The organism is Poseidonocella pacifica (assembly GCF_900111875.1).
GTDB classification, from domain to species: domain Bacteria; phylum Pseudomonadota; class Alphaproteobacteria; order Rhodobacterales; family Rhodobacteraceae; genus Poseidonocella; species Poseidonocella pacifica.
In genome coordinates, this window is sequence record NZ_FOJU01000002.1 from 247,554 (window position 1) to 272,817 (window position 25,264).

A 25,264-nucleotide genomic window follows, 5' to 3' on the forward strand; every position below is an offset into this window, starting at 1 on the left:
CGTGTCCGCAAGGTGGGAGAGGGCGGGAAGCGGACCTTCTCTGCGTGTGCGAACGCTCCCTCGCCGGGATATGGAAGCGGCCCTTCCGCCAGGATCACGCCGCTGAACCCGGTGTGACCTACATGGCGGGCGGGAAGAGGAAGTTCGCTCCAAGCGCGAGCATGCTGGCGGTAAGAGTGTAAGGACATCTGGCAGTGAACGGATTTGCGCAACCGAACCGCTCTCCACTAGTAAACTATCGCTTGATTTCCAATACTCGCCAACGGAAGAGTGGTTTTGAATTGGACTGAAGGATAGTGTCTTGCCGCCGAAGAAAGATTTGAAGCTTGAGCTGCCGCATGCCCTGGTTGAGGCCGTGAAGGATAAGCGAGTTGTTTTGGTATTTGGCGCAGGGTCGTCAAAAGAAAGCACAAATGAATTTGGAAGCACGCCACCAGATGGCAACCAAATGCGGGACAAACTGGCCAAAAAGTTCTTGGGTAAGAATAAAGACGAAAGAGACCTGCAAACTGTTTCGGAGATCGCAATTTCAAGTGGCGCGGGGCAACCTCAAGTCTTTGAAGAAATTGCAAAAATGCTGTATGGATTCAAATCTTCTGCTGCGCATAGGTCAATTTCACAGTTCATGTGGCGCGGGATCGCTACTACCAATTATGATAAACTGATTGAACTCGGGTATTCTGACAGTCCAGATAGTAAACAAGTGTGCTTGCCGTTCGTAAAAGATCTTGAACCATACGATGATCGTTTAGATGCCGAGCAAAATCCCGTTGCACTACTCAAGTTGCATGGGTGCATAGACCACCGGTTGGACCGAGAAATACCTCTAGTGCTCTCACACGCTCACTATCATCGCCTTTCAGATAACCGCAAACTGCTAATGCAAAGATTACAAGGCTGGGCACAAAATTCGGTTCTAGTCTTCATAGGTTACAAACTTGCCGACAGTCATGTTCGGGCTTTGGTCTACGATATTGATCCCAAAAATCGCCCGCAGTGGTTTATGGTAACCCCGGGAGCGGACGAATTCGACATCAAAGATTGGGCAACTAGGGGCGTAGATGTAATACCCGCAACCTTCGGTGAATTTGCGAATGCACTCGAACGCCAGATCGATCCACTCTTCAGATCACTTTCAGCATTAACTTCTCAGGGTGATCAACCCTACCAAAAACACTTCCGAACAGATGACAAAGGCTCCGACTTTTTTCGCCAGTCTATTGTGGATGACTTAGAATATGTCTCTTCGGGTATACCGTTTGATGAGGTCGAACCAAAAAAGTTTTATTCCGGCTTCGATCACGGCTGGTGCGGGATTGTCAGGCAGTTGGACTTTCGTCGCATAGCTTCGGAGCGAATGCTCTACACGGCTTTAGCCGTCGAGAAAGACGAGCTGCTAAAGTTTGTTCTCCTCCAAGGCTCCGCAGGTGCCGGAAAAACGATTGCCCTCAAACGAGCGGCTTACGATGCGGCCACCGCGCTCGACGAAATGGTCTTTTGGCTGTCGTCAAATGGTAGCCCAAGGCCGGAGTTCTTTTCAGAATTGTTTAGCTTGACCGGAAAACGAGCCATTTTATTTGTTGACCAGATTTCATTGCACTCTGAAAAAATTCGGAGGTTGCTAGAGAGTGCTTCTTCTACGGGCATCCCACTCACAATCATTGCGGCAGACCGGGAAGCAGACTGGGGAAGCTACTGCAACGAATTAGAAGCAGAATTCCCCCCAGAAATTTTCAGCTTGCGCGGTTTGTCGGAGACAGAAGCAGAGGATCTTGTCGAACTGCTTTCTCGACACAAATGTCTAGGAATGCTGAAAGACAAAGAAAAAGGCGAGCAGGTCGCTGCATTTTTGGATGCGGATCGGTCCGATCGTCAGCTACTTGTGGCGCTTCATGAACTCACACTTGGCAAACCTTTTGAAAACATCATTCTCGAAGAATACCAGCGGGTTTTGCCCGCTGCCGCGCAGCGTCTCTATCTAGACATTTCGACCATGCATCAGTTTGGAGTTACCGCACGTGCTGGTGCAATCTCAAGGATAAGTGGAGTTCGATTTGAAGAATTCGAGAGTGATTTTTTCGAACCACTTCGAGACATTGTCAAGGTTACAACGAATAAAGGAACGGGTGACCGTGGATACCAGTGCCGCCATTCTAGGGTGGCTCAGATTGTTTTTGGTGTCGCTTGCGAAACCGATGAAGCAAAGGCAAGTCAGCTCAGTCGAGTAATCTCGGGCCTTGACGCTGGTTTCTCCTCTGATGCCCGAATAATAGAGGGCGTTTGTCGTGGTCGAGATATTGCTAATCAATTTACATCGATTGTTCCAGCGCGTCGGATATTTGAGATGGCATGCGAGACGTCGCCAAACTCTGCATTCCTTTTCCAGCAAGCAGCTATTCTAGAATATTCTCATCGACATGGTTCGCTCGTTGCTGCCGAGGCTCTGGCCAAGCAGGCACGAGAGAAAGATGATAACAATCATATTTACATTCATACTCTTGCGGAAATCTCGCGGCGCCAAGCGGTCGATGCCGATACGCGTGTTCGGAAAGATCAACTTCGCAGTCATTCCCGGACACTTCTTAACGAGATTTGGTTAAAGAATTCCCGCAAGGACCTGACATTTTGTAAATTGTTGGTGGATGAAGCTATCGATCTCCTCTTGGCACTGTCTGATGAACCAAAAGATCATGAGATCATTGAATTCGACGCCAAGGTAGATGATGCATTGGAGAGGCTGCAGCGGGCGTCACAGGACTATCCCGATCACGCCGAGTTCTCCGCTGAAGAGGCGAGATTATGGGAGCGACTGGGAGATGGTTCGAAAGCCAAGGGTGCCCTGAGAAAAGCGATCCGAGCTAGACCACGTAACGCCGGGGTTTTTCTAAGGTTGGCTAAGCTAGAGAAGAAAGAGGACACTGCGGAAAAATCTCTTACAGCCCTGCGGGAAGGTCTCGAGAAATTTCCAAATGACAAGTCGTTGCACCTCCAAATGGGGCTGAGGTTGCTGGAATTATCAGATACCCCATCTCAAGATGTCGAATTCCATCTCCGGTCTAGTTTTTCTGCAGGAGATCACAACTTTGACGCCCGCTTCTACTACGCAGGATACTTGTTTTGGACTGGTCGCGTTGATGAAAGCCAAATATTGTTTGAGGAAATCGATCGTAGATCAAATCAAGACTATCGAACTTCGGCTCCACGTTACGAAGATGTGGTTACAGTAAAGCTTGGAAATTTCTATGGGACGATTGAAAAGAAGAAGGAACGTTATTTCTTTGTTAGGTATGGCGGGTATCCTAAAGCTCTGTTCGGGCATTGGCGCTCTTTGCAAAATGAAGCGTATGACCTGTTGGCCGTCAATGACCCAGTTGCATTTCGAATAAGGTTCAATCGTAAGGGACCGGTAGCTGTAGAGGTAAAGAAGAACCCGACACCGAGAACTTAGGGATTTTAGAGGTCATGAAGCTGCGATGCCTTGTCTTTCGTGCGCCCCATCGACCTTGCTACTGTGAGACAGGCACAGACGTTGTGCTTTCCTGTGTCAAATACGGTGGGTCGTCCGCCCTGCCGTTATTGACTAATCCAAAATGCTGCGCCATCCACTGACCTGCCCGCCGGAAGGTTCCTCGATCTGATGTAGAGTCTGCCCAACCTGAAGGAGCAGACGAGATGAGGAAAAGCCGTTTCACCGATGCGCAGATAATCGGGATGATCAAAGAGCAGGAGGCTGGTTTGCCTACCGCTGATCTGTGCCGGAAGCATGGCCTGAGCCCTGCGACGTTCTACAAGCTGAAGGCCAAGTATGGCGGGATGGATTTGTCCGACGCCAAGCGGCTGAAGCAGCTCGAGGATGAGAACGCGAAGCTGAAACGCCTGGTGGCAGATGTCATGCTGGACAATGTTGTGCTGAAGGATCTCTTGGGAAAGCCCTGACGACGCCGATGCAACGGCGGGACGCAGCGCTGCGGGCGATGCGGGATCATCCGATCTCTCAACGCCGGGTCTGCGTCCTGATCGGTGTCGATCCGAAAACTGTGCGGCGCGAAAGGCCGCCCGATAACCCGGAGATCCGTCTGGAAATGAACAAGATTGCTGAGAAGCGTCGCCGGTTCGGTTACCGGCGCATTGGCGTCCTGCTGGAGCGCGTGGGCTTGATTATGAACGAAAAGAAGCTCTATCGGATTTACCGGGGAGAGGGCCTGTCAGTGCGCCGCCGTAGAGGCCGGAAACGGGCGCGAGGCAGCCGCACACCAATGCCAATGCCATTGCGCCCGAACCAGCGCTGGTCCTTGGACTTCCTGTCCGACACTTTCGGGGCCTGTCGCAAATTCCGCATTCTGGCGGTCAATGACGATTGCTGCCGCGAAAACCTATGCCTGGTCCCCGACACCAGCATCTCTGGGGCCAGGGTCGCACGGGAATTGCATGCGCTGGTCCGGATCTATGGGAAACCCGCTTGTATCGTTTCCGACAACGGAACGGAGTTCACCAGCAAAGCGATCCTGAAATTGGCAAACGACAACAAGGTCGAGTGGCATTACATCGATCCCGGCAAGCCACAGCAGAATGGTTACATTGAGTCGTTCAACGGCAGCTTGCGTGACGAATGCCTCAACGGAGAAATCTTCGACAGCTTGGCCGACGCACGCCGAACGCTGGCCATCTGGCGCTACGATTACAACAACGTCAGGCCGCATTCATCACTCGGCAACAAGACCCCCGCAGAAGCGCGCCGAGCGCTTGAGCTACTTGATGGCACCGCGCCCGGCGCGCTTGCCACAAGCGAAACCGACGAATATCAAACCCAAGGACTCTCGTTATGAACGAGGGACGAACGGGGGGCAGGTCAGGGGCAACGTCAAAGGCTATCCTGTTTTGATTTGTAGCTATCAAGTCTTCGACGATCATCTGAATTAATTCTCTTGTCTGTAGCTTGCTTGCTTTGAGGCATATCGCAGTGCAAGTGGCGCTGAGAGGTCGGTAGATGTTCTACATCCACTTAGGGCTGACACGGGTCATCCGCCGCGTCTGGCACGAATGTCGGCTCAGGGCCGAATTTACTTCGTGCCCTTGTCGGGGCTCTGCCTGCCATACGCTTCCAGAACCATCTTGAAGTAGGCCGTTGTCTTGTCAGTGTGCGCGCCGATACCCGGCCAGGCGAACGGGAAGGTTCCACTGGTCATCGACCAGTCAATCTCTAACCATAGCATTTTCGCGATTGCCTCGGCCTCACGTGCCTCTTTGTCTTCGGGCCAAAGGTCCATGTCCAAAGCTATCCAGGCATCGCCGTCATCATCGACATTGATTTCAGCGCTCAAAGCAGCGAACCGTTCTTCTACGTTACTTGCGTCGTCCAGTAATGCTGCGCGCAACAACAATTCGGCCTTTTTTGCGTCCATGTCCATTGTAAGTGCCATGTCTGTCGTTTCCCTTTAGATTAGAAATATGTATCGCATGGCTCAATAAAAGGGCATAATGGTCAAGGTCTGCTTCAGTGAAGTCGCCCCGTGGCGACAGCCCCTAAAACGAGTTACATCTCCGGGCCGTTAGGTGACCAGCCGTTCAAGATAGGTTTCCTGCTCCTCATACGCAATCTGAATCCACTCGTCAGCATCTTGAAACGATGGATATGCAGTATTTCTTTTTGGGCCGATTGAACGAATTAGTAGAGCCTCGAGGTCACCGATTGTAGTATTGGTGTCATCCGTTAAGTCTTCTGGGGGCTGGTTCAGTTCAAGAATGCCGCTTTTTTCGGATCGGCTCCCCAATGGGGCGAAAGCCAAACCAAGAGAAGCGGTCCCACTTCCCAGCTAATTTATCATCGAGGTGATCTTTCAGACGTTTTCCCAACCCCTGAGATCTCGTCAAGCCGACGTAAGACGGTCCATATTCATCGTAGAGAATATAGATGCCCTGCTGAAATCGAAAATCAGTAATCTGGATTGTGCCGCGATTGGCACCTTTTCTACCAAGTAGACGAAAGCTATCCTTGTATCCTTGGCCGGGGTTCCAATCTATTTCGCTTTCTCGCCAAAATAATCCGAAGCTTGTTACTTTCATTTGATCTCCTCGTGGTTTGGTGAAGAATATCCACGTGGAATATGAACGCAACAGTCAAATGGGAGCCTTCGGGACATGTCCGCTGTGGGGAAGCGGCGGGCGCTGTGTCGAAAGTCCGCAACGGGCCGATTTTGTGGAAAAACACCCGTTCGCGAGCGCAAAAGATCGATGGCTGAAAGGGGCGGGATCGCCTTTCGTATCAGGCATTCCGCGTTCGCTGCGGCGCAGGAAGGATCTTGGCCAGTTTCCGGAGGTTCTGGGCGGTGGCGGCGAGGAGGAATTCGTCGTTTGCACCACATGGTCCACGTAATCGGAGCCGGTTCAGTCCAAGTATCCGTTTGAGGTGGGCAAAGAGCATCTCGACCTTCTTCCTCAGCCTCATCGAGATCACGTATTGCTCGGTCTTGGCGATGTCGCGAGCGACCTGGCGGGCATCTTCATGTTCCTCACGGGTGATTTTGCGGGCATCCGCGTTCGGGCAACACTTTGCCTTTGAGGGGCATGCCTGGCAGATCTCTTTCAGGGCCCGATACCGGGCTGTGCCCTTGCCTGTCGGGCCCCGGTTGGGGTCCGAATAGTTCCGGCGGAATTGCTTCAGCTCGTGCCCCTCGGGGCAAATGTATTGGTCGTTCTCCGCATCCCATTCGAAGTCTGCGCGGGTCCAAGTCCCGTCGCTGCGCCCTGACTTGTCGAAGACCGGGATGTGCGGGGCGATCTTGCGCTCGACAAGCCAGCCGAGCATCGGTGCCGTGCCATAGGCGGTGTCCGCGATGAGCCTCTCCGGGTGGAGATCGAACCTGGCCTTGGCCCGCTCCAGCATGGTCTTGGTCGAGCCGACCTCGGCCTGCCGAATTGATCGGGTCGCCTCGACATCCACGATAACGCCATGGTCCGTGTCGATCAGATAATTGTCGGAATAACTGAAGAATGCTGGGCCCTTGCGGGCCGCTGTCCATTGGCTGGCCGGGTCTGAATGCGAGGTGAATTTGGGCTCGACCTCGCTGGCCGCACCAAACGCCGCCTTATCCAAGGTGTGGAGATACTCTCTGACCGCACGGGACGCGGCTGCGGGATCGACCTGCGCGGCGTCCCACTCCTCCTTTGGCGTCGAGTTCTGCTTGTTGGCATCCGCCTCGATCAGACTTGCATCCACCGCCATTCGCTGCCCGCTGACCAAGCCCTCTTCGATGCACCGCGCGACGGTCGTCTCGAACAGGTGCCGCAGCAACTCGCTGTCGCGGAAACGGCCGTGTCGGTTCTTGGAGAAGGTGGAGTGGTCCGGAACCCGGTCGCTCAGATCAAGGCGGCAGAGATGGAGTAGGCGGGCGGGTCCGCGCGGACCATCATCACTCTATCTAACTGGAGACCCGGAGGAAGAACCATGGCCTACTATGTGGGGATCGACGCATCCCTTGAAACCGTGAACATCTGCATCGTCGATGAAGACGGGGATGTGGCATTTGAGAGAAAGATCGAGGCCGAACCATCCGCGATCGTGGCATGGCTGAAGCGATTTGGGCGGCCAGTCGCCCGGGTCGGTCTTGAAGCGGGACCAACAGCTTCCTGGCTTTTCGCCGAACTTCGCGCCGCCGGATTGCCGGCCATCTGCATGGAGTGTCGGCACGTGAAAGCCGGACTGGGTGCGATGCGGAACAAGACCGACCGCAATGACGCACGCGGCATCGCCCAGCTTGTGCGCCTTGGCTGGTTCCGCCACGTCTTCGTCAAGAGTGACGAGGCACAACGCATTCGGATGCTCTTGGTCGCTCGCACCCACCTTGTGAGCAAATCGCAGGATCTGGAAAACTGCATCCGCGGATCGCTGAAAGTGTTTGGGTTGAGGATCGGCACTGTGACCCGCCAAGGCTTTGAAGCACGTGTTCTGGACCTGATCGACGGCAGCGCGGGCCTTGCTTTGATCGTGGAGCCACTGCTCCGGGCCCGCCGCGCAATGATCGAGGAGTTCGAGCGGCTCGATCGGCTCTGTCGAGAACTTGCCAGACGAGATCCCGTCTGCCGTCGGCTGATGAGCGTTCCCGGCGTCGGGGTGATCGTGGCGCTGACCTACAGGACCGATGTCGATGTCCCCGAGCGGTTCAAACGGTCCCGAGATGTCGGCGCCCATTTCGGTCTGACGCCCCGCCGATACAGCTCCGGACAGACAGACTACGACGGCCGGATCAGCCGATGCGGGGATGAAATGGTCCGCACGGCACTCTACCAAGCTGCCCATGTTCTGTTGCATCACGGCCGATGGTCATCGTTGCGGGCGTGGGCAATGCGGATCGCCAAACGCCGCAGCCTGAAGGCCGCGAAGGTCGCACTCGCGCGCAAGCTGGCAGTCGTGATGCACCGCATGTGGGTCGACGGGACCGACTTCCGCTGGTCGGACACAACCCCGGCCTGCGCTACGACAGCGGCTACCTGAGGAGAGCAATTACGTAATTCAGAGACCCGGTTCCGCCGTTCCGGCGGGAAACAGCGCCCGGGAGGGTGCGAGGGTCGGATGAGCCCGTATCGCTGGTTGCGGCAGCATGGCCCGGCGTCATGTGAATCGCGCGGCAGAGCTCGGCCATCCGATCCTTCCCAACCCATCCTGTCCGCCGGCACCTCCAAGGCGTCGAGCACGAAAAGAAGCCTGAACTCTCCCGCGCGCAATTCCCGAAGGAACGCTCAACAAAGGGATTGACGAACGATGCCCGCCTAAAGAAACCAGCGATACGCCAGGTTCAGATGCACTTCCTCGCAGAGCCGTCGTTCCGACCGGATGCCGAAGCAATAGCCGACCAGCAGCATCCGGATCAGCAGCTCAGGATCGACGGAGGGACGGCCGGTGTGGCTGTAGAAATCTGCAAGATGGGCGCGGATGCTTCTCAGGTCCACAAACCGGTCGATGGAGCAAAGCAGGTGGTCTTGCGGGACGTGATCCTCAAGCGAGAACTCGTAGAACAGCGCCGGCTGCGCCTCCTGCCGTGGTCCCATCATCGCAAATCCTCCCACCCATTGGCAGAATCGAATCAGCAGAATTCCCTTCGATCAAGCACGAGTTTTTCAACAAAATAGGCCGAAAGCGGTCGATTTCCGTCGCTACGTGCAGTGCCCGGTGCGGACCTGGGGCAAGCCGAGGCGGGTTCGGCAATCTGGCAATTTGGGCAGCCGACTGACACGGTATGCGCCCTATTCGGATCGCTATCGGTTGTTGCTGGGGAAGCCATAGCCCACATCCTCCCTCCCCCCGAAACCTTGCGTTTCCGCTCCCAATGCGATGATCCGATCTCCCGACCTCCCAAGCAGGAGGTCGAGAGATGGAAGCGGCGCAGCAGGAGCATCCGGTGGTCATGCGGATGCAGGGTCTTCGGCCGGAGAATCTTCCGGGCTACGAGAAGCATCGCAAGCGCGAAGGCGGTGATATCGGTCATGTTGATCGATCCCGATCGAAGCTGAACGAGCGCCTCATCGGGCGCGAGGACTGGGCGCAGTTCGTTCGCCGGGAGATCCAGCGGATGCGCCTCGCGAACTTCGATCGCGAGCTGGCGCGGCTCCGGAAACGGCGGCGCACGAGCGAGATCGAGCGGCGCCTCGTAGAAGGCGCCAAGGATCCCTGGCGACCGACGCGCCATGGTCCCCTGCGGGAAGTCATCCTGACGGCCAATGCCGAGTGGTTCGAGGGGACCAATGGTGATCCCTTCGACGAAGGCTACGAGACCCGCGAGCAGGCCTTCCAGAGGCTCGGTGTTGCCTGGCTCAGGAAGACCTTCGGAGACGACTGCGTCCATGCACGCGCTGACCGTGACGAGCAGGCCTATCACATCCATGCCGTGATCCTGCCGCGCGCCATCGCCAAGGACGGGCGCATGATGCTTCAGCCCTCGCAGCACCCGGTGATCCGCGACTACGAGAAGGGTCAGGACGATGTCGGCGCTTGGTTCGCGGCGGCCGGGATCGGGCTGAAGCGGGGCGAGCGCCGGAAGGAAAAGGTCCGCGAAGCCATCGCGCACAACATGCAACTGCGAAAGGACCAGAAGAAGGGGCAGCGGCTGGAAGAGGCCGAGGAGCCTCTGCTGGAGTATCGGCAGCATGTCAGCCCGCGCAAATGGCGCGAGGCACAGGAGCGCAAGCTCGCTGAGCGCGACACCAAGGTCCAGCGCCGCGAGGAGAGCGCCCTCAAAGCCGAGGCCGCCGTCGCCGAGCGCGAGGAGCAGGCGGAGCAGAAGGATCGCGAGGCGGACGAAGTGCTGGCGGTGGCGCAGGCCGTCGCGGACGGCGACCTCGCCGGGCTGGAACAAGACAAGAGGGGCGAAGGTGATGAAGGTTCCGACTCGGGCAAACAGACGCTGGCGAAGCGTCTCTTCGGAAAAGCGATTGATCTCCTGCGGACAGAACAGCGGACCGAGGCACGAGAGGAAGTCGCCGGGGCGTTCGAGGACATTCGCCGGGCGGACAATGCGATCGTGAAGATCGCGAACCTTTTGCCGATAGGCATGCGCCAGCAGGTGGCAGCAGCCCGCAAGTCGCTCATCCAAGCTATCGCGGCGCTGGGCGGAAAGGTCGATGACCCGGTGGAGCAAGGCAGGCCGCCGGAAGAATGATTTTTTTTCCCGGAATCGCTTCCGGACGAAATCGATCAGAACAAGATCATTCTTGGGTCGGGATGGCCCACCCCATATACCCCGAACGAGGAAGACCTGATGAACGACGAACCGAAGAAACAGCCCATGCCGGGCTCCCCCGAAACCGCACAGCCGCAGCCCGAGGCGAAGAAGCGCCGCAAGAAGCCGCCGCTCATCGACTTCAACGCGCTCGATGCCCACCAGCAGAAGACGATCCACAACATCGCGACGGCCGGTGCACGCGTCGCGAACGCACAGCAGAAGGTCCGAGAGGGCCAGCTGCGCGCGATGAAGGCGACACTCGCCGAGATCCTGGTCGATCCCGAGGGGACTGATCCGCGCTTTCTCGGCGTTCTATTCCGTGAACTGCTCGCAAACGCGACCGCGGCGAATGCGAAGAAGATCGCTGCGCACCCGCTCTGCCCCTCCGACCTGGCCGAGCGCCCCCAGCCCGCTGCCTGATAGGCCCGCCATCCCGTTCCGAACAGGGGCGCAGCGCTTGCTGCGCCCTTTTGCGTTGACGACTTCGTCCTCGCCCATGCACGCCACGTCGAACCCGCTGCTCAGCCGGCGCCGCCCCACGGGGTCGGCCCATCGGGCATGCCGCGGCCGAAGACGTTTTCACGGTGCCAGCGCAGGTTCTCTGGATTGGGCGCGTTCCGTGGGTCCTCAGGCAGCACCAGTTTGCCGTCGGGAGCAAGAAGCCGTCCCACGACATCGCCCGGCACCTTGTTGTGCGACACGAGGATCGTCTCGCAGTCGTCAGCGACGGAGACCAGGCCGCGGTCGAACATCCAGTGCAGCGTCCCCGACAACGCCAGCCCGTTGCGCACCGAGTCGCTGCCCTGGCTTTCCACCGGGCGAATATGGGCCGCCTGCACCTCGGGACGCCCACCGCCATTGCGTAGCATCAGGCCGGACATTGCGCAGCGGTGGCCGTAGGCCTCGCGCACCTTCCGGCGGAACGCCACATCGCGATAGGGCCGTCGGGTGAGCCGCTCAAGCACCGGCCGCTCGAAGGTCTGAGTCCCCTCGGCGAGCTCGGCAGGCTGCGGATCATAGCGGGTCGCCTCAATCTGCTCCAGCTCCTGAGGCAGGCCGCGGTTCACGATGCGGGCGAAATCCGCCTCCGGAAGACGGCGCACGGCAAGCTGCACGGCCCCACCCTTCTTCGGCGAGCCATCGGGCTCGGTCAGCGCGGCCTCCATAGGCCGGCCCTGCATCAGCCGCGGCACCTCCCGGTCGAAGGGAAGGAAGCTGCCGGGCGCGATCATCGCCAGAAAGCGCCCCTCAACCCCGGGCTTCGGGATCACACGGTCGATCTTCGCCACCGCGAAGTAGCCCCGTGGCCCGGCCTTCACCGGCTCGTAGTAGACAATCCAATCGCCAACGGCCGCCTCAACCGCCTTCAGGTAGGAGCGCGGAAAGTCATAAACGACGTCAGGCTCGTCCTCGTAGATCGAGTCGGCCTTGTGCAGGAGGACAAGCTTCACCATGCGCCCAGGAAAGCCGTAACCAGCAGAGATGCAAGGATTTCCTGTCGGCGCACGTGCATATGGCGCTGTGATTTTTTGAATGAGCCGCCCGCTGCCCCCCACAATCGGGCACCGGCTCAGATTAGCGCAATTAACGGCCGGGCAGCGCCCGATGCCCCCTTTCGAACCTCCGCGCGATAGATTGCGAGAGCGACGCCTCCGGTTCGAAAAATACAGCAGGATCAACAACTAACGGTCGGGCACTGCCCCTTCCGCCTCAAGCTTGGCGGCGCAAACGTGCCCAAAGATCACATTCGTGATCGTCCCCGAGCGCGGGTACCGGGAACCCGCGGCACAGGTGCACGTTGATGGGGTGACGCCGCATGACCGGCGAAACCCAAAAGGAGATGGACATGAAAGATCTGACCACCGATCAAAAGGATACGTTCTGGACGCGCCTCGACAAGGTACGCGCCGGTATGCTTCACACCGACCCGGATCGCGTCGTGCCAATGTCGCACTATGTCGATGTCGAACGGGGCGTCCTGTGGTTCATCACGGCGCAAGGCAATGATTGCCACGATGCGGCCGAGGCGGGCAAATCCGTCCATTTCGTGGTGGCGGATGCGTCCGCCAAGATCTACGCCCGCGTCGATGGCAAGTTGAGTTCGGAAAACGATCCCGACAAGCTGGATGAATTGTGGAGCCCGATCGCGGCGGCGTGGTTCGAAGATGGCCGAGAGGATGAGGACGTTCGCCTCGTGAAGTTCACCCCTTCCAAGGCAGAGGCGTGGCTGACAGACGGGGCGGCCGGGTTCCTCTATCAGATGGCTCGGGCGAACCTCGTGGAAAATGCGACCCCGGACATGGGTGAGCACGGTATCATCCGGTTCTAAGCGTATCGCCGGCCCTCACGGGGCCGGCCTGCTTCGGTGCCGCGACGCGTGCGAAACCCACACGTGGTTACAGTCTGACGTCGCGGCCCATGTGGCGCGATCAGAGCTTAGCCTTAGGGCTGCGGTCCCTTCGACCGCCCGATGCCTTCGACGCGGCCTGTCATCTCGCGAACCCCGCCTCTTCCAGCCTTCCTACCTACCCCAGCCCGATCTCTCGACGGATCGCCTCATCGCGCAGGGAAATTTCATCCCCAAGGAACCTGTCCGCCTCTGGCCCGCACATCCACAGAAGGGCCTTTGCCGGCCACTCGGCGGGGATATGGACGGACCAATCGAGTTGACTGACCGGATTGACACCGCTCGTCTTGATCTCTCGCTGCATCTGCGTGGCAACCGTTCCCGGCGACAGCCCGATGGCGCGAATCCCCTGCTCGCGCGCCTCGGCATCGAGGCACCGTGTCAGCATGGCCGCGCCCGCCTTGGATGCGCAATAGTGGCTCCACGCTTCGACCGGCCCATGTGCAGCCCCGGAGGAGATCGTCAGGATCGTCCCGCCCCCCTGCTCCAGCATGACGGGCATCGCCGCGCGCATTCCATAGAAGACACCCTTGAGGTTGATGTCGATGACCTTGCTCCACGCTTCGGGGTCGGCATCCGCCATGTGTGAAATCGGCTCGATCACGCCTGCGTTATTCACAAGAACGTCAAGCTGCCCGAAAGCCGTCATGCAGGCATCCACCGCGGCCTGCATCTCATAGAAGCGCGAGACGTCGCACGGTATCGCTATGGCGTCCGGTCCGATTTCACCCGCAATATCAGCGATGGCCCGTGCGCCGCGTGCCACCAGAGCGACTTTCGCGCCCGCCTGTGCGAAAATCCGTGCGGTATCCGCCCCGATCCCCCTGCTCGCACCCGTGATCAGAACCACCTTGCCGTTCATGTCCTGCATCTCGTGACTCCCTTGTACCGTTCTACAAGTTTCGTACTCTTGGTCGGAAGGACGGTCCAGCCCCTTGACCCTGCCCCTGCGGCGGTCGAAGTTCCCCCACAGACCAACATGAGGGAGATACACAATGCGCGCCTTGTCAGCGACCGTTCTGCTCGCACTGAGCCTCGCTGCGCCCGTGCGCAGCGAGGTGTCCGTAGAAGAGGTTTGGGAGGCCTGGCAAGCGCGGATTGCCGCCCAAGGCAGCAGCGTTGAGGGGTCCGTCTCAATCGATGGCGAGTTGCTTACGATCACCGATATGCGGATCGATCTCGACGTTCAGGATGGTCCCGATGTGGTCTTGGAAACCTCCGGCGTAGTTCTGCGCGATCTCGGCGACGGCAGGGTTGCGGTTGAGTTGCCGGAGACCTTGCCCATGACATTGACGCATGGTCTCACCAAAAGGACTGCGAACCTTAATTTGCGTCAGATCGGCCTTCGTATCATCGTCTCGGGCGAGCCGGACGATTTGCAGCAAGCTTATTCGGCGGAAGAACTCGCCCTCGACGTTCCTCCGGCGAGCGACCAGACGGGCGATACCCAGTTTGAAGGCGCGGAACTGATCATTCGCGAATTGGTTGGCGCGACACAATTGAAAGCTGAGGGGCAGTCAACCGATCTTCGCGCCGTGACTGCGCAAGCGCGGCTCAATTTCCGCTCGAAGCGGGAGGGAATACCTCTCACAACAGCAATCCGTGCCGGTTATCAGCGACTCGCGGCCTCCTCGTCTGTCTCGGCCGCGCCCGAGGGTGCTCCGGCCTCTGCCGCATCGCAAATGGCCCGTGTTTCCTACGACGGCGCCGAACTTGGCGTGATCGAAACCGGTGCGGATGCGACCTCGACCATCTCCCTCACCTCCGGGAGCGGAACGTTGGAGGCATCGAACGGCAATGGCCGGCTAAGCTATGAGTTGACCTCCGAGCAGGGCTCGCTCGATGCAGCCATCGCAGACGCTCCTTTCCCTGTCTCTGTGAGTTTCGACAACTCGCTCCTGCGAACCTCTTTCCCTATCGTCCCAAGCGACGAGGCCGAGGATTTTGACATAGCCCTGCAACTTGGTGCGCTTCAGGTTTCTGACATGCTCTGGCAGGCTCTTGATCCTCAAAACGCGCTCGATCACGGGCCTGCCTCTCTTGCCGTTGACCTGTCGGGCAAGATGAGAACATTGGTGAACCTGCTAGAGCAGCAGCAGCCAGTTCCGGGCGTGCCGCAGGCAGAAGTCTATGACCTCTCCATAAATCAGTTCGATTTCGCGATCGCAGGTGCATCTCTTGCCGCTGCGGGTACCTTCAGCTTTGACCATGACGACAAGAGCACCTTTGAGGGGATGCCGCGCCCCGAAGGTTTTCTCGACGTGACGCTGGAAGGGGCAGACAAGTTGCTCGACGGGCTGACCACGATGAAATTGCTGCCTGCGGATCAAGCGGCGGGAATCCGCATGATGCTTGGAATGTTCTCCACCCCCGCAGGAGAAGGGCGCGTGACATCACGTCTAGAGATCAACGAAGCCGGAGAAGTCAGCGCCAACGGTCAGCGATTGCGCTGAACCGTTGGCGGAGGCGCTTTAGGCCGTGAGCCCTTCGGGTTCGGACAAACCATGCGCACGGCAACAGGCCGTGACCGTGTTGGCCAGAAGGCAAGCGATGGTCATCGGCCCCACGCCCCCCGGCACTGGCGTAATGGCGCCCGCAACGGCGGCGCAGCTTTCATAGTCCACATCTCCGACGAGACGGGTTTTCCCCGCTTCGCCCTCGATCCGGTTGATCCCCACATCGATCACCGTCGCGCCCGGTTTGATCCAATCACCCGGCACCATCTCAGGGCGGCCAACCGCCGCAACCACGATATCCGCACGACGCACCACCTCTGGCAGATCCTTGGTGCGGCTATGGGCGATCGTTACGGTGCAACTGTCCCCAAGCAAGAGTTGCGCCATGGGTTTCCCAACGATATTCGAGCGCCCGATTACAACCGCGTCGAGCCCCGAAAGAGAGCCGTGATGCTTGCGCAACATCATGAGACACCCAAGCGGCGTGCAGGGTACCATGCTCTTTTGCCCAGTGCCGAGCAGCCCGACATTGGAGATGTGAAACCCGTCCACGTCCTTCGCCGGATCCACTGAGTTGATCACCAGATCCTCGTCTAGGTGCCCCGGCAGGGGCAGTTGCACGAGAATGCCATGCACCTTGGGATCGTTGTTGAGTTGTTCGATCAGCCCAAGAAGCGTTGCCTCATCGGTTTCAGGAGGCAGCTTGTGCTCGAAGCTTGCCATACCGGCTTCGACGGTCTGTTTCCCCTTCGAGCGAACATAGACCTGACTCGCAGGATCCTCACCCACCAACACCACGGCAAGACCCGGCACGATGCCATGCTCTTCACTCAGCCGTGCGACATGGCGTGCCACATCCTCACGGATCTCCGCGGCAAATGCCTTGCCATCAATAATCGTAGCGACCATTCCGCCCCCCCTTGCTGTCCCTGCGCAATACCGTCGCCAGCGTCCGATTGGAAAGCAAGGGATCCAGATGTCGCAGTCCCCCCGCTGGTATTCTCTCCAACGGCACCGGCGACGGTGATCATTCGTCGGGCTGCCACGCGCGTTGGTCGGGCAAATGCAGTCTGAGGGACGCACCGATCTCCAACTCTCCCGGCCGTTCGACCCAAGCGGTCACGCCGCGCAATCCTTCGGCCGCCGCCTTGAACTTCGCGGCCGCCTCCGGCGCTTCGGGCTTCATGGTGATCGCGGGCAGCTTGCACGGCCGGTTCTGCATATCGACCACCAATGTCACCCCATCTGGCCCTTGCAACCGCGCCGAGGGCGAAAGATGGCTGAGATCCGGCAAACCTTCGATCACGATGGAGGCGCCAATCCATTCGGGCAACAAGCGCTCCACGCCAATCTTCTCCGCGATCCGCGCCATTTCCTCAGCTGAGACGATGGAAATCTGCCGCACATTGGCGATCTCGGTTCCCTTGGGATGCTGCGCCAGAACCCGCGAGCAGGATGGCCGCGTGACGCCGGAATGCACGTCGCCCTCATACCCCCCAAAGCCGAGTCGCATCGTCTTGAGCGGTGTCGTGACGATCTGCGGGGCGTCTCTGTGCGGCACAACGCCAAGCCAGACGACACGCGCCTCATAGGCGGTCGGTTTCAATGCGGGCATATGGAAGGCTCCTTTTCTTCCTTGCGTCCTATCGCCTCGCCCTGCGCTAGGCCAGTCCCAGTGCGCGATTCGGGGCTTTCCAAACACGTCCGTTCCGTCTAAGGCAGGCCCTTCACGCGGGGATACAGCCTTGGAGGATCCCCGCCCTAGCTCATGGAGAGACAATATGGCTGGAGAAATTCCTGATCTTCACGCCCTGGAACGTACGGGGACAGGCAAGGGCGCCGCTCGTCAGGCTCGTCGCGACGGGATGGTTCCGGGTATCGTTTTTGGTGGCGACAACGATCCGCTGCCGATCAATATCCCGTTCAACGAACTGGTCAAGCGCCTGAAGGCCGGCCGGTTCCGGTCCACCTTGTTCAACCTCAAGGTTGAAGGGCACGACGACGTTCGGGTGATCTGCCGCGATGTACAGCGGGATGTGGTCAAGGATCTGCCGACACACCTCGACCTGATGCGCCTGCGCCGCACGACGAAGATCAACCTGTTCATTCCGGTTGAATTCATCAACGAAGAAACAGCGCCCGGCATCAAGAAGGGTGGCGTTCTGACCGTGGTTCGCCCCGAAGTCGAACTTATCGTGACGGCTGGCGACATCCCCGAGAAGCTCGTTATCGACCTCGGCAACGCTGACATCGGCGACACGCTGACGATCTCCGCGATCGAACTTCCCGCCGGCACCAAGCCGACGATCGACCGTGATTTCGTAATCGCCAACGTCTCTGCCCCATCCGGCCTCAAAGCCTCCGACGATGACGGCGACGAAGCGGATGCGGACGAAGTTCCGGCCATCGAACAGAACGACGACTGATCGCAGTTAGCCGTTTTACGGAACGCCCCGCCTTTGTGCGGGGCGTTTTGCGTTTGGGCGCTAGTCCTCGACCAGAACCGCACTGAAAACTTCAAGCTGCGGCGGGCCGACATACATCTCGCCACTGGATTTCGCACCCTTGTGCGCGGCTCGGAACGCCTCCGATTTCGTCCAAGCGACAAAGCTCGCCTCGTCCTCCCATACCGCATGGGAGGCATAGAGCACATGGCCCTCGCTTTCGGCTCCCTTGAGCAGATGGAACGCCCGAAAGCCGGGCACCTCCTTCAGGTGGCGATCACGAGTGCGCCATACCTCCTCGAAATCGTCTGTCGCCTCCGGGCGAACTTTGAAACGGTTCATCGTAAGATACATGCGCGGCTCCTTGTCGGTAGCGTGGGTTTGGCGTTATCACTGGCGGAAAGCTGGATCGGAGGCAGAGTTGCAGATTTTCGTGGGCCTCGGCAATCCCGGGGCGAAATATGCGGGGAACCGGCATAACATTGGCTTCATGGCGCTGGACCGGATCGCAGAGGATCACGGCTTCGGCCCATGGAAATCGAAGTTTCAGGGTCAGATTTCCGAAGGCCTGCTTGGGCCGGAAAAAGTCCTGTTGCTCAAGCCGGAAACCTTCATGAACCGTTCGGGGCAGTCAGTGGGTGAAGCCCTGCGGTTCTACAAGCTGGAACCGGGAGATCTGACCGTTTTTCATGACGAATTGGATCTGGCGCCCGGTCGGCTGAAGGTCAAGCAAGGCGGCGGGCATGCGGGCCACAACGGGCTGCGTTCAATCCATGAGCATATCGGCGACGCCTATGCCCGTGTCAGGCTCGGGATAGGTCACCCCGGCCACAAGGACCGCGTCGCGGCCTATGTGCTGCACGACTTCGCCCGCGCCGATGAGACATGGCTGGATGACCTGCTGCGCGGAATTGCCGATGGCGCGCCAGAGCTGGCCGCAGGGGATTCAGGCCGTTTCATGAACGCTGTGGCGTTGCGCACCGCGCCGCCCCGCTCGGGAACCGGCAAAAAAGCCGACCCCGTACCTCCTCCGCCGCCAAAGCAAGCGTCAATGCCGGAGGACAATCGCAGTCCGCTGCAAAAGCTTGCGGACAGGTTTCGTTGACCATGGAAAAAGATGACCCGATCAACGTGCTCGGCACCGCGCTCTCGCCCTGCTCCATGTCACCGGTCACGGGTTTCTTCCGTGATGGGCACTGCAACACTTGCGCCAATGATACCGGTAGCCACACCGTCTGCGCCGTCATGACCGCAGAATTTCTGGCCTTCTCCAAATACGTGGGAAACGATCTTTCGACCCCCCGGCCCGAGTTCGGTTTTGCCGGCCTCGTGCCAGGAAACAGCTGGTGTCTTTGCGCGTCACGGTTCCTGCAAGCGGCCGATGAGGGGTGCGCCCCCAAAGTGGATCTGGAGGCTACCCATCAGCGCGCATTGGACATCGTACCGCTTGAGGTACTGAAGGCCCACCGGGCCTAGCGCCCTTCGGTATCCCCCATGTCAAAGCCGAGATGCTTGGCGACGGTATAGATATCCTTGTCGCCCCGGCCACACATATTCATGATGATGAGGTGATCGGCCGGAAGCTCGGGCGCGATCTTGGCCACATGTGCCAGAGCGTGGCACGGCTCAAGCGCGGGAATGATGCCTTCGGTTTCACACGAGAGCGTAAATGCCTGCAGCGCCTCGGCATCGGTGATCGAGACATATTGCGCACGCCCCGTATCGTGAAGCCATGAATGCTCGGGCCCTATGCCCGGATAGTCCAGCCCCGCAGAGATCGAGTATCCTTCGAGGATCTGCCCATCGTCATCCTGCAAGAGATAGGTTCGGTTGCCGTGCAGCACGCCGGGCCGCCCGCCTGTGAGAGAGGCGCAATGCTCCATCTTGTCGTCGACGCCCTTGCCGCCAGCCTCGACTCCGATGATCCCGACATCCTTGTCGTCGAGGAAAGGATAGAACAGACCCATGGCGTTTGACCCGCCACCGATCGCCGCGATCAGCGTATCGGGAAGACGCCCTTCGGCCTCCATGATCTGCTCTTTCGCTTCCTTTCCGATGATCGATTGGAAATCGCGAACCATTGCCGGATATGGGTGCGGCCCTGCAACCGTGCCGATGCAGTAGAACGTATCGCGCACGTTGGTCACCCAATCGCGCAGCGCATCGTTCATGGCATCCTTCAATGTGCCGCGCCCAGAGGTCACGGGGATCACCTCGGCCCCCAAGAGCCGCATACGAAAGACGTTGGGTGCCTGTCGCTTGACGTCATGCGCGCCCATGTAGACCACGCATTTCAGGCCAAACTTGGCACAGACGGTCGCCGTTGCCACCCCATGCTGTCCCGCGCCCGTTTCGGCGATGATCCGGCTCTTGCCCATCCGGCGGGCAAGGATGATCTGGCCCAGCACATTGTTGATCTTGTGCGCGCCCGTGTGATTCAACTCATCGCGCTTGAAGTAGACTTTCGCGCCGCCCAGACGCTCGGTCAGGCGTTCGGCGAAGTACAGCGGCGAAGGTCGGCCCACGTAGTGCTTCCAAAGGAAGTTCATCTCATCCCAGAAACTCTGGTCGGTCTTGGCGTGCTCATACTGCTCCTCAAGCTCGAGGATCAGCGGCATCAGCGTTTCGGAAACAAACCGCCCGCCGAAATCGCCGAAACGACCCTTTTCGTCGGGACCGTTCATGAAGGAATTGAAAAGATCGTTCATCGCTCGGGGACCTCCATCGGTGGCACGCGCTCTTGGATAGGCGAGGCCGTGGGGCATTACCAGTCGAAAGACAATGGGGATCGTTACAGGGTCTTCTTGAAGCCGATATGCGACGCCTCGAAACCATTGGCTTCGTAGAAGCGCAAGGCGTCATCGCGGCTTTGGTTCGACGTCAACTGAAGTAGCTGGCATCCGGCGGCACGCGCCCGCGCCTCAGCATCCGCGAGGAGCGCTCGACCAAAGTTCTTCCCCCTCTCGCCGGAGGCCACCCGAACGCTTTCGATCTGCGCCCGGCGCGCCGCCCGCAATGACAAGCCCGAAATAAAGGTTAGCTGATATGTAGCCACCAAGCGGTTTTGGATTTCGCCCACGATTACGGTGTTGAAACCTTCGTCCGCCATTTGATCAAACGCCGCGTAGTAGAGCGCGATGTCGCGCGCCTCGCGGGTCTTCCCCAGAGTATCATCCGCGAGCATCGCGACAATGGCAGGAACATCCTCTCGCCGCGCGTCCCGGAACGTGATCACTGGCCTACGGCGGCGACAAAGGCCGCAATCTTGGCTGCATCCTTGATGCCCGGAGCGCTCTCCACACCCGACGAGACATCCACCTGACGAGCGCCGGTTTTCTGTACTGCCAAAGCCACGTTGTCTGGCGTCAGCCCCCCGGCGAGCATCCACGGTACAGCCCAGCGGCGCCCCGCGATCAAGGACCAATCGAAGGCGAGGGCATTGCCTCCGGGGCGATCCGCGCCTGCGGGCGGCTTGGCATCGACAAGGATTTGATCCGCGACTGCCCCGAAGGCATCCAACTGCGGAAGGTCGGCCGCCGTGGCAATTCCCACCGCTTTCATCACAGGCAAACCATATCTTCGGCGCACCTCGGCGACACGCTCTGGCGTTTCTGTCCCGTGAAGCTGGAGCATATCAAGCGGAACAGAATTCAGAATTTCATCGAGAGTGGCATCATCCGCATTCACGACCAGCGCGACTTTGGCCAATCCGGGTGGTGCGGAAATCGCCAGTTCGCGCGCCTGAGCGACACTTACATGGCGCGGTGATTTCTCGAAGAACACGAAGCCGCAATAGGCCGCCCCCGCATGGGACGCGGCCTCGACATCCGCCGGGCGACGAAGCCCGCAGATCTTGACCCGAACACTACCGCTCACTGGGATCAGCCCGCATCCTCAAGCAGCGCAAGCACATCGTCACGCTCCTTACGCGATTCGCCCTTCAGCTTGGTGACCTCACGGCGGAGCGTGTCGACTTCCTGTTCCTTGCGGCGCTTCTCTACGCGCAGGGCATGCTCCCGGAACCATTCCCAAACGAAACCGACGAGCAGGCCGGTGAGGATCGAGAAGAAGATCACCACAAAGAGCGGAAGCTGCACGGAGGGAGCGACCGCTGCGACCCCCATGAGTTCCTCAGGGACGAGTTGGAGAGTGACCGCGCCGCGATTGGCAAGGCCGATGGTGATGAGTGCGATGGCAAAGATCGCAATGCTCGCGTAGCGGATATAGCGCATCAGTCCTCTTGTCCGTTCAATCTGTCTCGGAGCAGCTTCCCGGTCTTGAAGAACGGCACATGCTTCTCTTCGACATGCACCGATTCCCCGGTCCGTGGGTTGCGCCCCGTCCGCGAATCCCGTTGCTTCACCGAAAACGCCCCGAAACCTCGTAGCTCGACACGATCCCCCCGCGCCATGGCCTCTGTTACCTCGTTGAAAACGGTATTTACGATCCGCTCCACATCGCGGTGATACAGATGCGGGTTCTCGTCGGCGATCTTCTGGATTAGCTCCGACCTGATCATCTGGTCCTGTCCCCCCGGGCGGTGAATTACTTGGTGTTTTGCCCGACTATAGGCAGAAAAGCTACAAACAGAGAAGCACAAGGTTGAGGGAAATCAGATAATTCGGGTGCTTGCCCCGCCTTTTTCCCCGTCACTCCACATCTCATGCCCAAGCTTCGCACTCAAAGGATGCGTTCAACATGCGCTGTGGGAGAATCGAAAAAGGGCCCCGCGGTTAAGCGGGACCCTCCGGTCATTGGTATCGAGAGAGCGGAAACTCAGTCGTCGCCCTTGAGCGCTGCGCCCAGGATATCGCCGAGCGAAGCACCGGATGCAGAGGAGCCATACTGCTCAACCGCTTCCTTCTCTTCCGCGATTTCACGCGCCTTGATCGACAGGCCCAGACGGCGGGTCTTGGCGTCGATGTTGGTCACGCGAACATCCAGCTTGTCACCGACCTGGAAGCGCTCGGGGCGCTGTTCGGCACGGTCACGGGACAGATCGGAGCGACGGATGAAGGATTTCATGCCCTCATACTCGACTTCGATGCCGCCGTCCTCGATCGCCGTCACTTCGACGGTGATGATGGTGCCGCGCTTCACGCCACCGACAGCCTCGGCAAAGGGATCGCCGTCAACCGCCTTGATGGAGAGCGAAATGCGCTCCTTCTCGACGTCGACTTCGGAAACCACGGCCTGAACGATATCGCCCTTGCCATAGTTGCCGATGACATCCTCGCCGCGGCCTTCCCATGTGAGGTCGGACAGGTGAACCATCCCGTCGATCTCGCCGGGCAGACCGACAAAGAGACCGAATTCGGTGATGTTCTTGACCTCGCCCTCGACCTGAGTGCCCTCGGGATGCGTTTCCGCAAAGACTTCCCACGGGTTGCGCATCGTCTGCTTGAGGCCGAGAGACACGCGGCGCTTGGCCTCGTCGATCTCCAGCACCATGACTTCCACTTCCTGCGAGGTGGAGACGATCTTGCCCGGGTGAACGTTCTTCTTGGTCCAGGACATCTCGGAAACGTGCACGAGACCTTCGACACCTGCCTCAAGCTCAACAAACGCACCGTAGTCGGTGATGTTCGTCACGCGGCCGGTGTGAACCGAATCGAGCGGGTACTTGGCAACCACGGTATCCCACGGATCTTCCTGCAGCTGCTTCATGCCGAGGCTGATACGGTGGGTGTCCTTGTTGATCTTGATGACCTGCACCTTGACCGTTTCCCCGATCGAGAGAATCTCGTTGGGGTGGTTCACACGGCGCCACGCCATGTCGGTCACGTGCAGCAAGCCATCCACGCCGCCGAGGTCGACGAATGCGCCGTACTCGGTGATGTTCTTGACCACACCGTCGACCGTCTGGCCTTCGGTAAGGTTGGCGATGACTTCGGCGCGCTGTTCGGCACGGCTCTCTTCGAGGATCGCACGGCGGGACACAACGATGTTGCCACGGCGACGGTCCATCTTGAGAATCTGGAACGGCTGCTTGAGACCCATGAGGGGGCCCGCATCGCGCACGGGGCGCACGTCAACCTGAGAGCCGGGCAGGAATGCCACGGCGCCGCCAAGATCAACGGTGAAGCCACCTTTGACACGGCCAAAGATCGCGCCTTCGACGCGAGCGTCGTCCGCATAGGCCTTCTCGAGACGATCCCAAGCTTCTTCACGGCGTGCCATCTCGCGGGAGATGACAGCTTCTCCGCGGGAGTTTTCAGCCGCGCGGAGGTAAACCTCGACTTCGTCGCCAACGGAGATGTCGGGCGTCTCGCCGGGGTTTGCGAATTCTTTGAGTTCGACACGGCCTTCCATCTTGTAGCCGACGTCGATGATGGCTTGGCCCGCTTCAATCGCGATGACCTTGCCCTTTACGACAGAGCCCTCATCGGGCGTGTCCATTTCGAGGCTTTCGTTAAGGAGGGCTTCGAATTCCTCCATAGATGTGTTCTGAGCCATGTGGCGGTCTGTTTCCTTTTAACGTCTATTTTCTGGCCGTGCGGTTGTCTCCGCCGGTCTTGGGTTGGTCAGGGGACGATCCCCGCAAACAAAGAAGGGCCGGTGCTCCCGACCCTGCTCGTTGTTCGCGGCTTTTTCGCCTTGTCGACGCGCGCTCTATAGGCCCATGGGACGCCCAAGGCAAGCCCCGCGTCCCATGTCAGCCCCTCAGCCCGCGTTCTGCGTCAGCTCCTGGATGCGGCGGACGATCTTGCGATTCAGGTCCTGATCCGTCGTCGCCGCGCGGTTGATCGCCATGTACTTGTCGAGCGAAATGCCATCCACTGCCTCGATCGCGGCCTTCATTTCGGCGTTTGCCTCTTCGACGATGGCCTTCTGATCCTGCTCATTTTGCGCCTTCTGCATCTGCGGCGCATATTGATCGCGGATCTCGGACACATCGATCACGGCCTCTGCGAACGCGTCGATCTCTTCTCCGGAGTACTCAGCCACCTCGACGCCGCCGGGCATTGAGGGTGCGGCACCATCAGGGCTCTGCGCCGTCTCATCACCAGTGGGCGGGGTCACGGGCGCTTCCTGCGCCGCCTGCGGCGCGCTCGGTGCGGTTGTGGCCTGCGCCATTGCGCCCATAGGGGCGGCTGCAATCGCCAGCACGGCGGCGGTTCCGGTCATCAGTCGCGGGAAAGTCATGATTGCTCCAATCTTTACGGTTTCTCGCTGTGCGTCCTCTCGGGACACGGCATCGATCTAGGCGCGCCCGCCGCGCACCCCAAATACCCCAGCGAG

General features: G+C 59.2%; 24 protein-coding genes and 2 pseudogenes. 10 read left to right on the forward strand and 16 right to left on the reverse strand.

From position 1 onward, the window contains the following. Positions 1–301: 301 nt before the first annotated feature. Positions 302–3,448: an SIR2 family NAD-dependent protein deacylase gene (locus BM234_RS06330; protein ID WP_092061984.1), complete on the forward strand. Its 3,147-nt coding sequence runs from the start codon at positions 302–304 to the stop codon at positions 3,446–3,448. A 224-nt stretch (positions 3,449–3,672) separates the two neighbouring features. Further along, positions 3,673–4,826 (forward strand): IS3 family transposase gene (locus BM234_RS06335; protein WP_092061987.1). Its coding sequence is split into 2 segments (ribosomal slippage): positions 3,673–3,919 and positions 3,919–4,826, totalling 1,155 coding nucleotides; the frame shifts between segments, so codons are not numbered across the junction. 234 nt (positions 4,827–5,060) lie between these two features. On the opposite strand, the gene BM234_RS06340 is transcribed toward BM234_RS06335, so the two are convergent. The 3 genes and pseudogenes from BM234_RS06340 to BM234_RS06350 all read right to left on the reverse strand — a co-directional run. Beyond that, positions 5,061–5,420, reverse strand: coding sequence for a hypothetical protein (locus BM234_RS06340; RefSeq protein ID WP_092061990.1), 360 nt, complete (start codon positions 5,418–5,420; stop codon positions 5,061–5,063). Between the two features lie 316 nt (positions 5,421–5,736). After that, positions 5,737–6,063 carry a GIY-YIG nuclease family protein gene (locus tag BM234_RS17545; protein WP_217645954.1) on the reverse strand — a complete coding sequence of 109 codons (327 nt, stop codon included), beginning with the start codon at positions 6,061–6,063 and terminating at the stop codon, positions 5,737–5,739. Between the two features lie 199 nt (positions 6,064–6,262). Then, a pseudogene (locus tag BM234_RS06350) lies at positions 6,263–7,372 on the reverse strand (transposase); the annotation flags it as partial. A 72-nt stretch (positions 7,373–7,444) separates the two neighbouring features. Here BM234_RS06350 and BM234_RS06355 point away from each other — a divergent pair. Then, positions 7,445–8,491 (forward strand): IS110 family RNA-guided transposase, encoded by a 1,047-nt coding sequence (locus tag BM234_RS06355; protein WP_092061993.1) that lies wholly within the window; start codon positions 7,445–7,447, stop codon positions 8,489–8,491. 281 nt (positions 8,492–8,772) lie between these two features. On the opposite strand, the pseudogene BM234_RS06360 reads toward BM234_RS06355, so the two are convergent. Next, positions 8,773–9,048 (reverse strand): annotated as a pseudogene (locus tag BM234_RS06360) (transposase); the annotation flags it as partial. A gap of 320 nt (positions 9,049–9,368) precedes the next feature. Here BM234_RS06360 and BM234_RS06365 point away from each other — a divergent pair. Both BM234_RS06365 and BM234_RS06370 read left to right on the forward strand, forming a co-directional pair. After that, entirely contained in the window at positions 9,369–10,652 is a 1,284-nt protein-coding gene (locus tag BM234_RS06365; RefSeq protein WP_092061996.1) for a plasmid recombination protein, read from the forward strand. Positions 10,653–10,751: 99 nt separating this feature from the next. Continuing rightward, positions 10,752–11,135 carry a hypothetical protein gene (locus BM234_RS06370; protein ID WP_092061999.1) on the forward strand — a complete coding sequence of 128 codons (384 nt, stop codon included), beginning with the start codon at positions 10,752–10,754 and terminating at the stop codon, positions 11,133–11,135. Between the two features lie 101 nt (positions 11,136–11,236). Here the strand turns inward: BM234_RS06370 and BM234_RS06375 are convergent, their stop codons facing one another. After that, entirely contained in the window at positions 11,237–12,169 is a 933-nt protein-coding gene (locus BM234_RS06375) for an HNH endonuclease (RefSeq protein ID WP_092062002.1), read from the reverse strand. A gap of 392 nt (positions 12,170–12,561) precedes the next feature. On the opposite strand from BM234_RS06375, the gene BM234_RS06380 reads away from it, so the two are divergent. Next, complete coding sequence (locus tag BM234_RS06380) at positions 12,562–13,044, forward strand: pyridoxamine 5'-phosphate oxidase family protein (protein WP_245752531.1); 483 nt, start codon at positions 12,562–12,564, stop codon at positions 13,042–13,044. 196 nt (positions 13,045–13,240) lie between these two features. Here the strand turns inward: BM234_RS06380 and BM234_RS06385 are convergent, their stop codons facing one another. Next, positions 13,241–13,993, reverse strand: a complete 753-nt coding sequence (locus tag BM234_RS06385) for an SDR family oxidoreductase (RefSeq protein WP_245752532.1) — start codon at positions 13,991–13,993, stop codon at positions 13,241–13,243. A gap of 124 nt (positions 13,994–14,117) precedes the next feature. Between BM234_RS06385 and BM234_RS06390 the strand changes: the two genes are divergently transcribed. Continuing rightward, positions 14,118–15,575, forward strand: coding sequence for a DUF2125 domain-containing protein (locus tag BM234_RS06390; protein ID WP_092062005.1), 1,458 nt, complete (start codon positions 14,118–14,120; stop codon positions 15,573–15,575). Between the two features lie 18 nt (positions 15,576–15,593). Here BM234_RS06390 and folD read toward each other — a convergent pair whose 3' ends face one another. Both folD and BM234_RS06400 read right to left on the reverse strand, forming a co-directional pair. Continuing rightward, positions 15,594–16,487, reverse strand: a complete 894-nt coding sequence (gene folD, locus BM234_RS06395) for a bifunctional methylenetetrahydrofolate dehydrogenase/methenyltetrahydrofolate cyclohydrolase FolD (protein WP_092062008.1) — start codon at positions 16,485–16,487, stop codon at positions 15,594–15,596. A 118-nt stretch (positions 16,488–16,605) separates the two neighbouring features. After that, positions 16,606–17,193 (reverse strand): MOSC domain-containing protein, encoded by a 588-nt coding sequence (locus BM234_RS06400; RefSeq protein ID WP_092062011.1) that lies wholly within the window; start codon positions 17,191–17,193, stop codon positions 16,606–16,608. A 166-nt stretch (positions 17,194–17,359) separates the two neighbouring features. Here BM234_RS06400 and BM234_RS06405 point away from each other — a divergent pair, with 166 nt between their 5' ends. Beyond that, a complete protein-coding gene (locus tag BM234_RS06405) occupies positions 17,360–18,004 on the forward strand; it encodes a 50S ribosomal protein L25/general stress protein Ctc (RefSeq protein ID WP_092062014.1) in 645 nt (214 codons plus the stop codon). Between the two features lie 60 nt (positions 18,005–18,064). On the opposite strand, the gene hmuQ is transcribed toward BM234_RS06405, so the two are convergent. Next, on the reverse strand, positions 18,065–18,376 hold the full coding sequence (gene hmuQ / locus BM234_RS06410; protein ID WP_092062017.1) for a heme-degrading protein HmuQ: 312 nt from the start codon (positions 18,374–18,376) through the stop codon (positions 18,065–18,067). Between the two features lie 67 nt (positions 18,377–18,443). On the opposite strand from hmuQ, the gene pth reads away from it, so the two are divergent. Both pth and BM234_RS06420 read left to right on the forward strand, forming a co-directional pair. Beyond that, positions 18,444–19,127: an aminoacyl-tRNA hydrolase gene (pth, locus tag BM234_RS06415; RefSeq protein ID WP_092062021.1), complete on the forward strand. Its 684-nt coding sequence runs from the start codon at positions 18,444–18,446 to the stop codon at positions 19,125–19,127. Positions 19,128–19,129: 2 nt separating this feature from the next. Beyond that, positions 19,130–19,498, forward strand: coding sequence for a DUF2237 family protein (locus BM234_RS06420; protein WP_092062024.1), 369 nt, complete (start codon positions 19,130–19,132; stop codon positions 19,496–19,498). Here BM234_RS06420 and trpB read toward each other — a convergent pair. The 7 genes from trpB to BM234_RS06455 form a co-directional block, all read right to left on the reverse strand. Continuing rightward, positions 19,495–20,730: a tryptophan synthase subunit beta gene (trpB, locus tag BM234_RS06425; RefSeq protein ID WP_092062027.1), complete on the reverse strand. Its 1,236-nt coding sequence runs from the start codon at positions 20,728–20,730 to the stop codon at positions 19,495–19,497. The two genes, BM234_RS06420 and trpB, sit on opposite strands and share 4 nt — an antisense overlap. 83 nt (positions 20,731–20,813) lie before the next feature. Next, on the reverse strand, positions 20,814–21,257 hold the full coding sequence (locus BM234_RS06430) for a GNAT family N-acetyltransferase (protein ID WP_092062030.1): 444 nt from the start codon (positions 21,255–21,257) through the stop codon (positions 20,814–20,816). Further along, positions 21,254–21,898 (reverse strand): phosphoribosylanthranilate isomerase, encoded by a 645-nt coding sequence (locus BM234_RS06435; protein ID WP_092062033.1) that lies wholly within the window; start codon positions 21,896–21,898, stop codon positions 21,254–21,256. The genes BM234_RS06430 and BM234_RS06435 overlap by 4 nt, the downstream gene beginning before the upstream one ends. Positions 21,899–21,903: 5 nt before the next feature. Beyond that, positions 21,904–22,254, reverse strand: a complete 351-nt coding sequence (locus BM234_RS06440) for a lipopolysaccharide assembly protein LapA domain-containing protein (RefSeq protein ID WP_092062036.1) — start codon at positions 22,252–22,254, stop codon at positions 21,904–21,906. Then, positions 22,254–22,568 carry an integration host factor subunit beta gene (gene ihfB, locus BM234_RS06445; RefSeq protein WP_483878459.1) on the reverse strand — a complete coding sequence of 105 codons (315 nt, stop codon included), beginning with the start codon at positions 22,566–22,568 and terminating at the stop codon, positions 22,254–22,256. The genes BM234_RS06440 and ihfB overlap by 1 nt, the downstream gene beginning before the upstream one ends. Before the next feature lie 230 nt (positions 22,569–22,798). After that, the gene (rpsA, locus tag BM234_RS06450; RefSeq protein WP_092062043.1) at positions 22,799–24,478 is read right to left on the reverse strand and encodes a 30S ribosomal protein S1; all 1,680 of its coding nucleotides are present in this window, start codon (positions 24,476–24,478) and stop codon (positions 22,799–22,801) included. Positions 24,479–24,685: 207 nt separating this feature from the next. Next, positions 24,686–25,168 (reverse strand): DUF4168 domain-containing protein, encoded by a 483-nt coding sequence (locus BM234_RS06455; protein ID WP_092062046.1) that lies wholly within the window; start codon positions 25,166–25,168, stop codon positions 24,686–24,688. Positions 25,169–25,264: the final 96 nt, after the last annotated feature.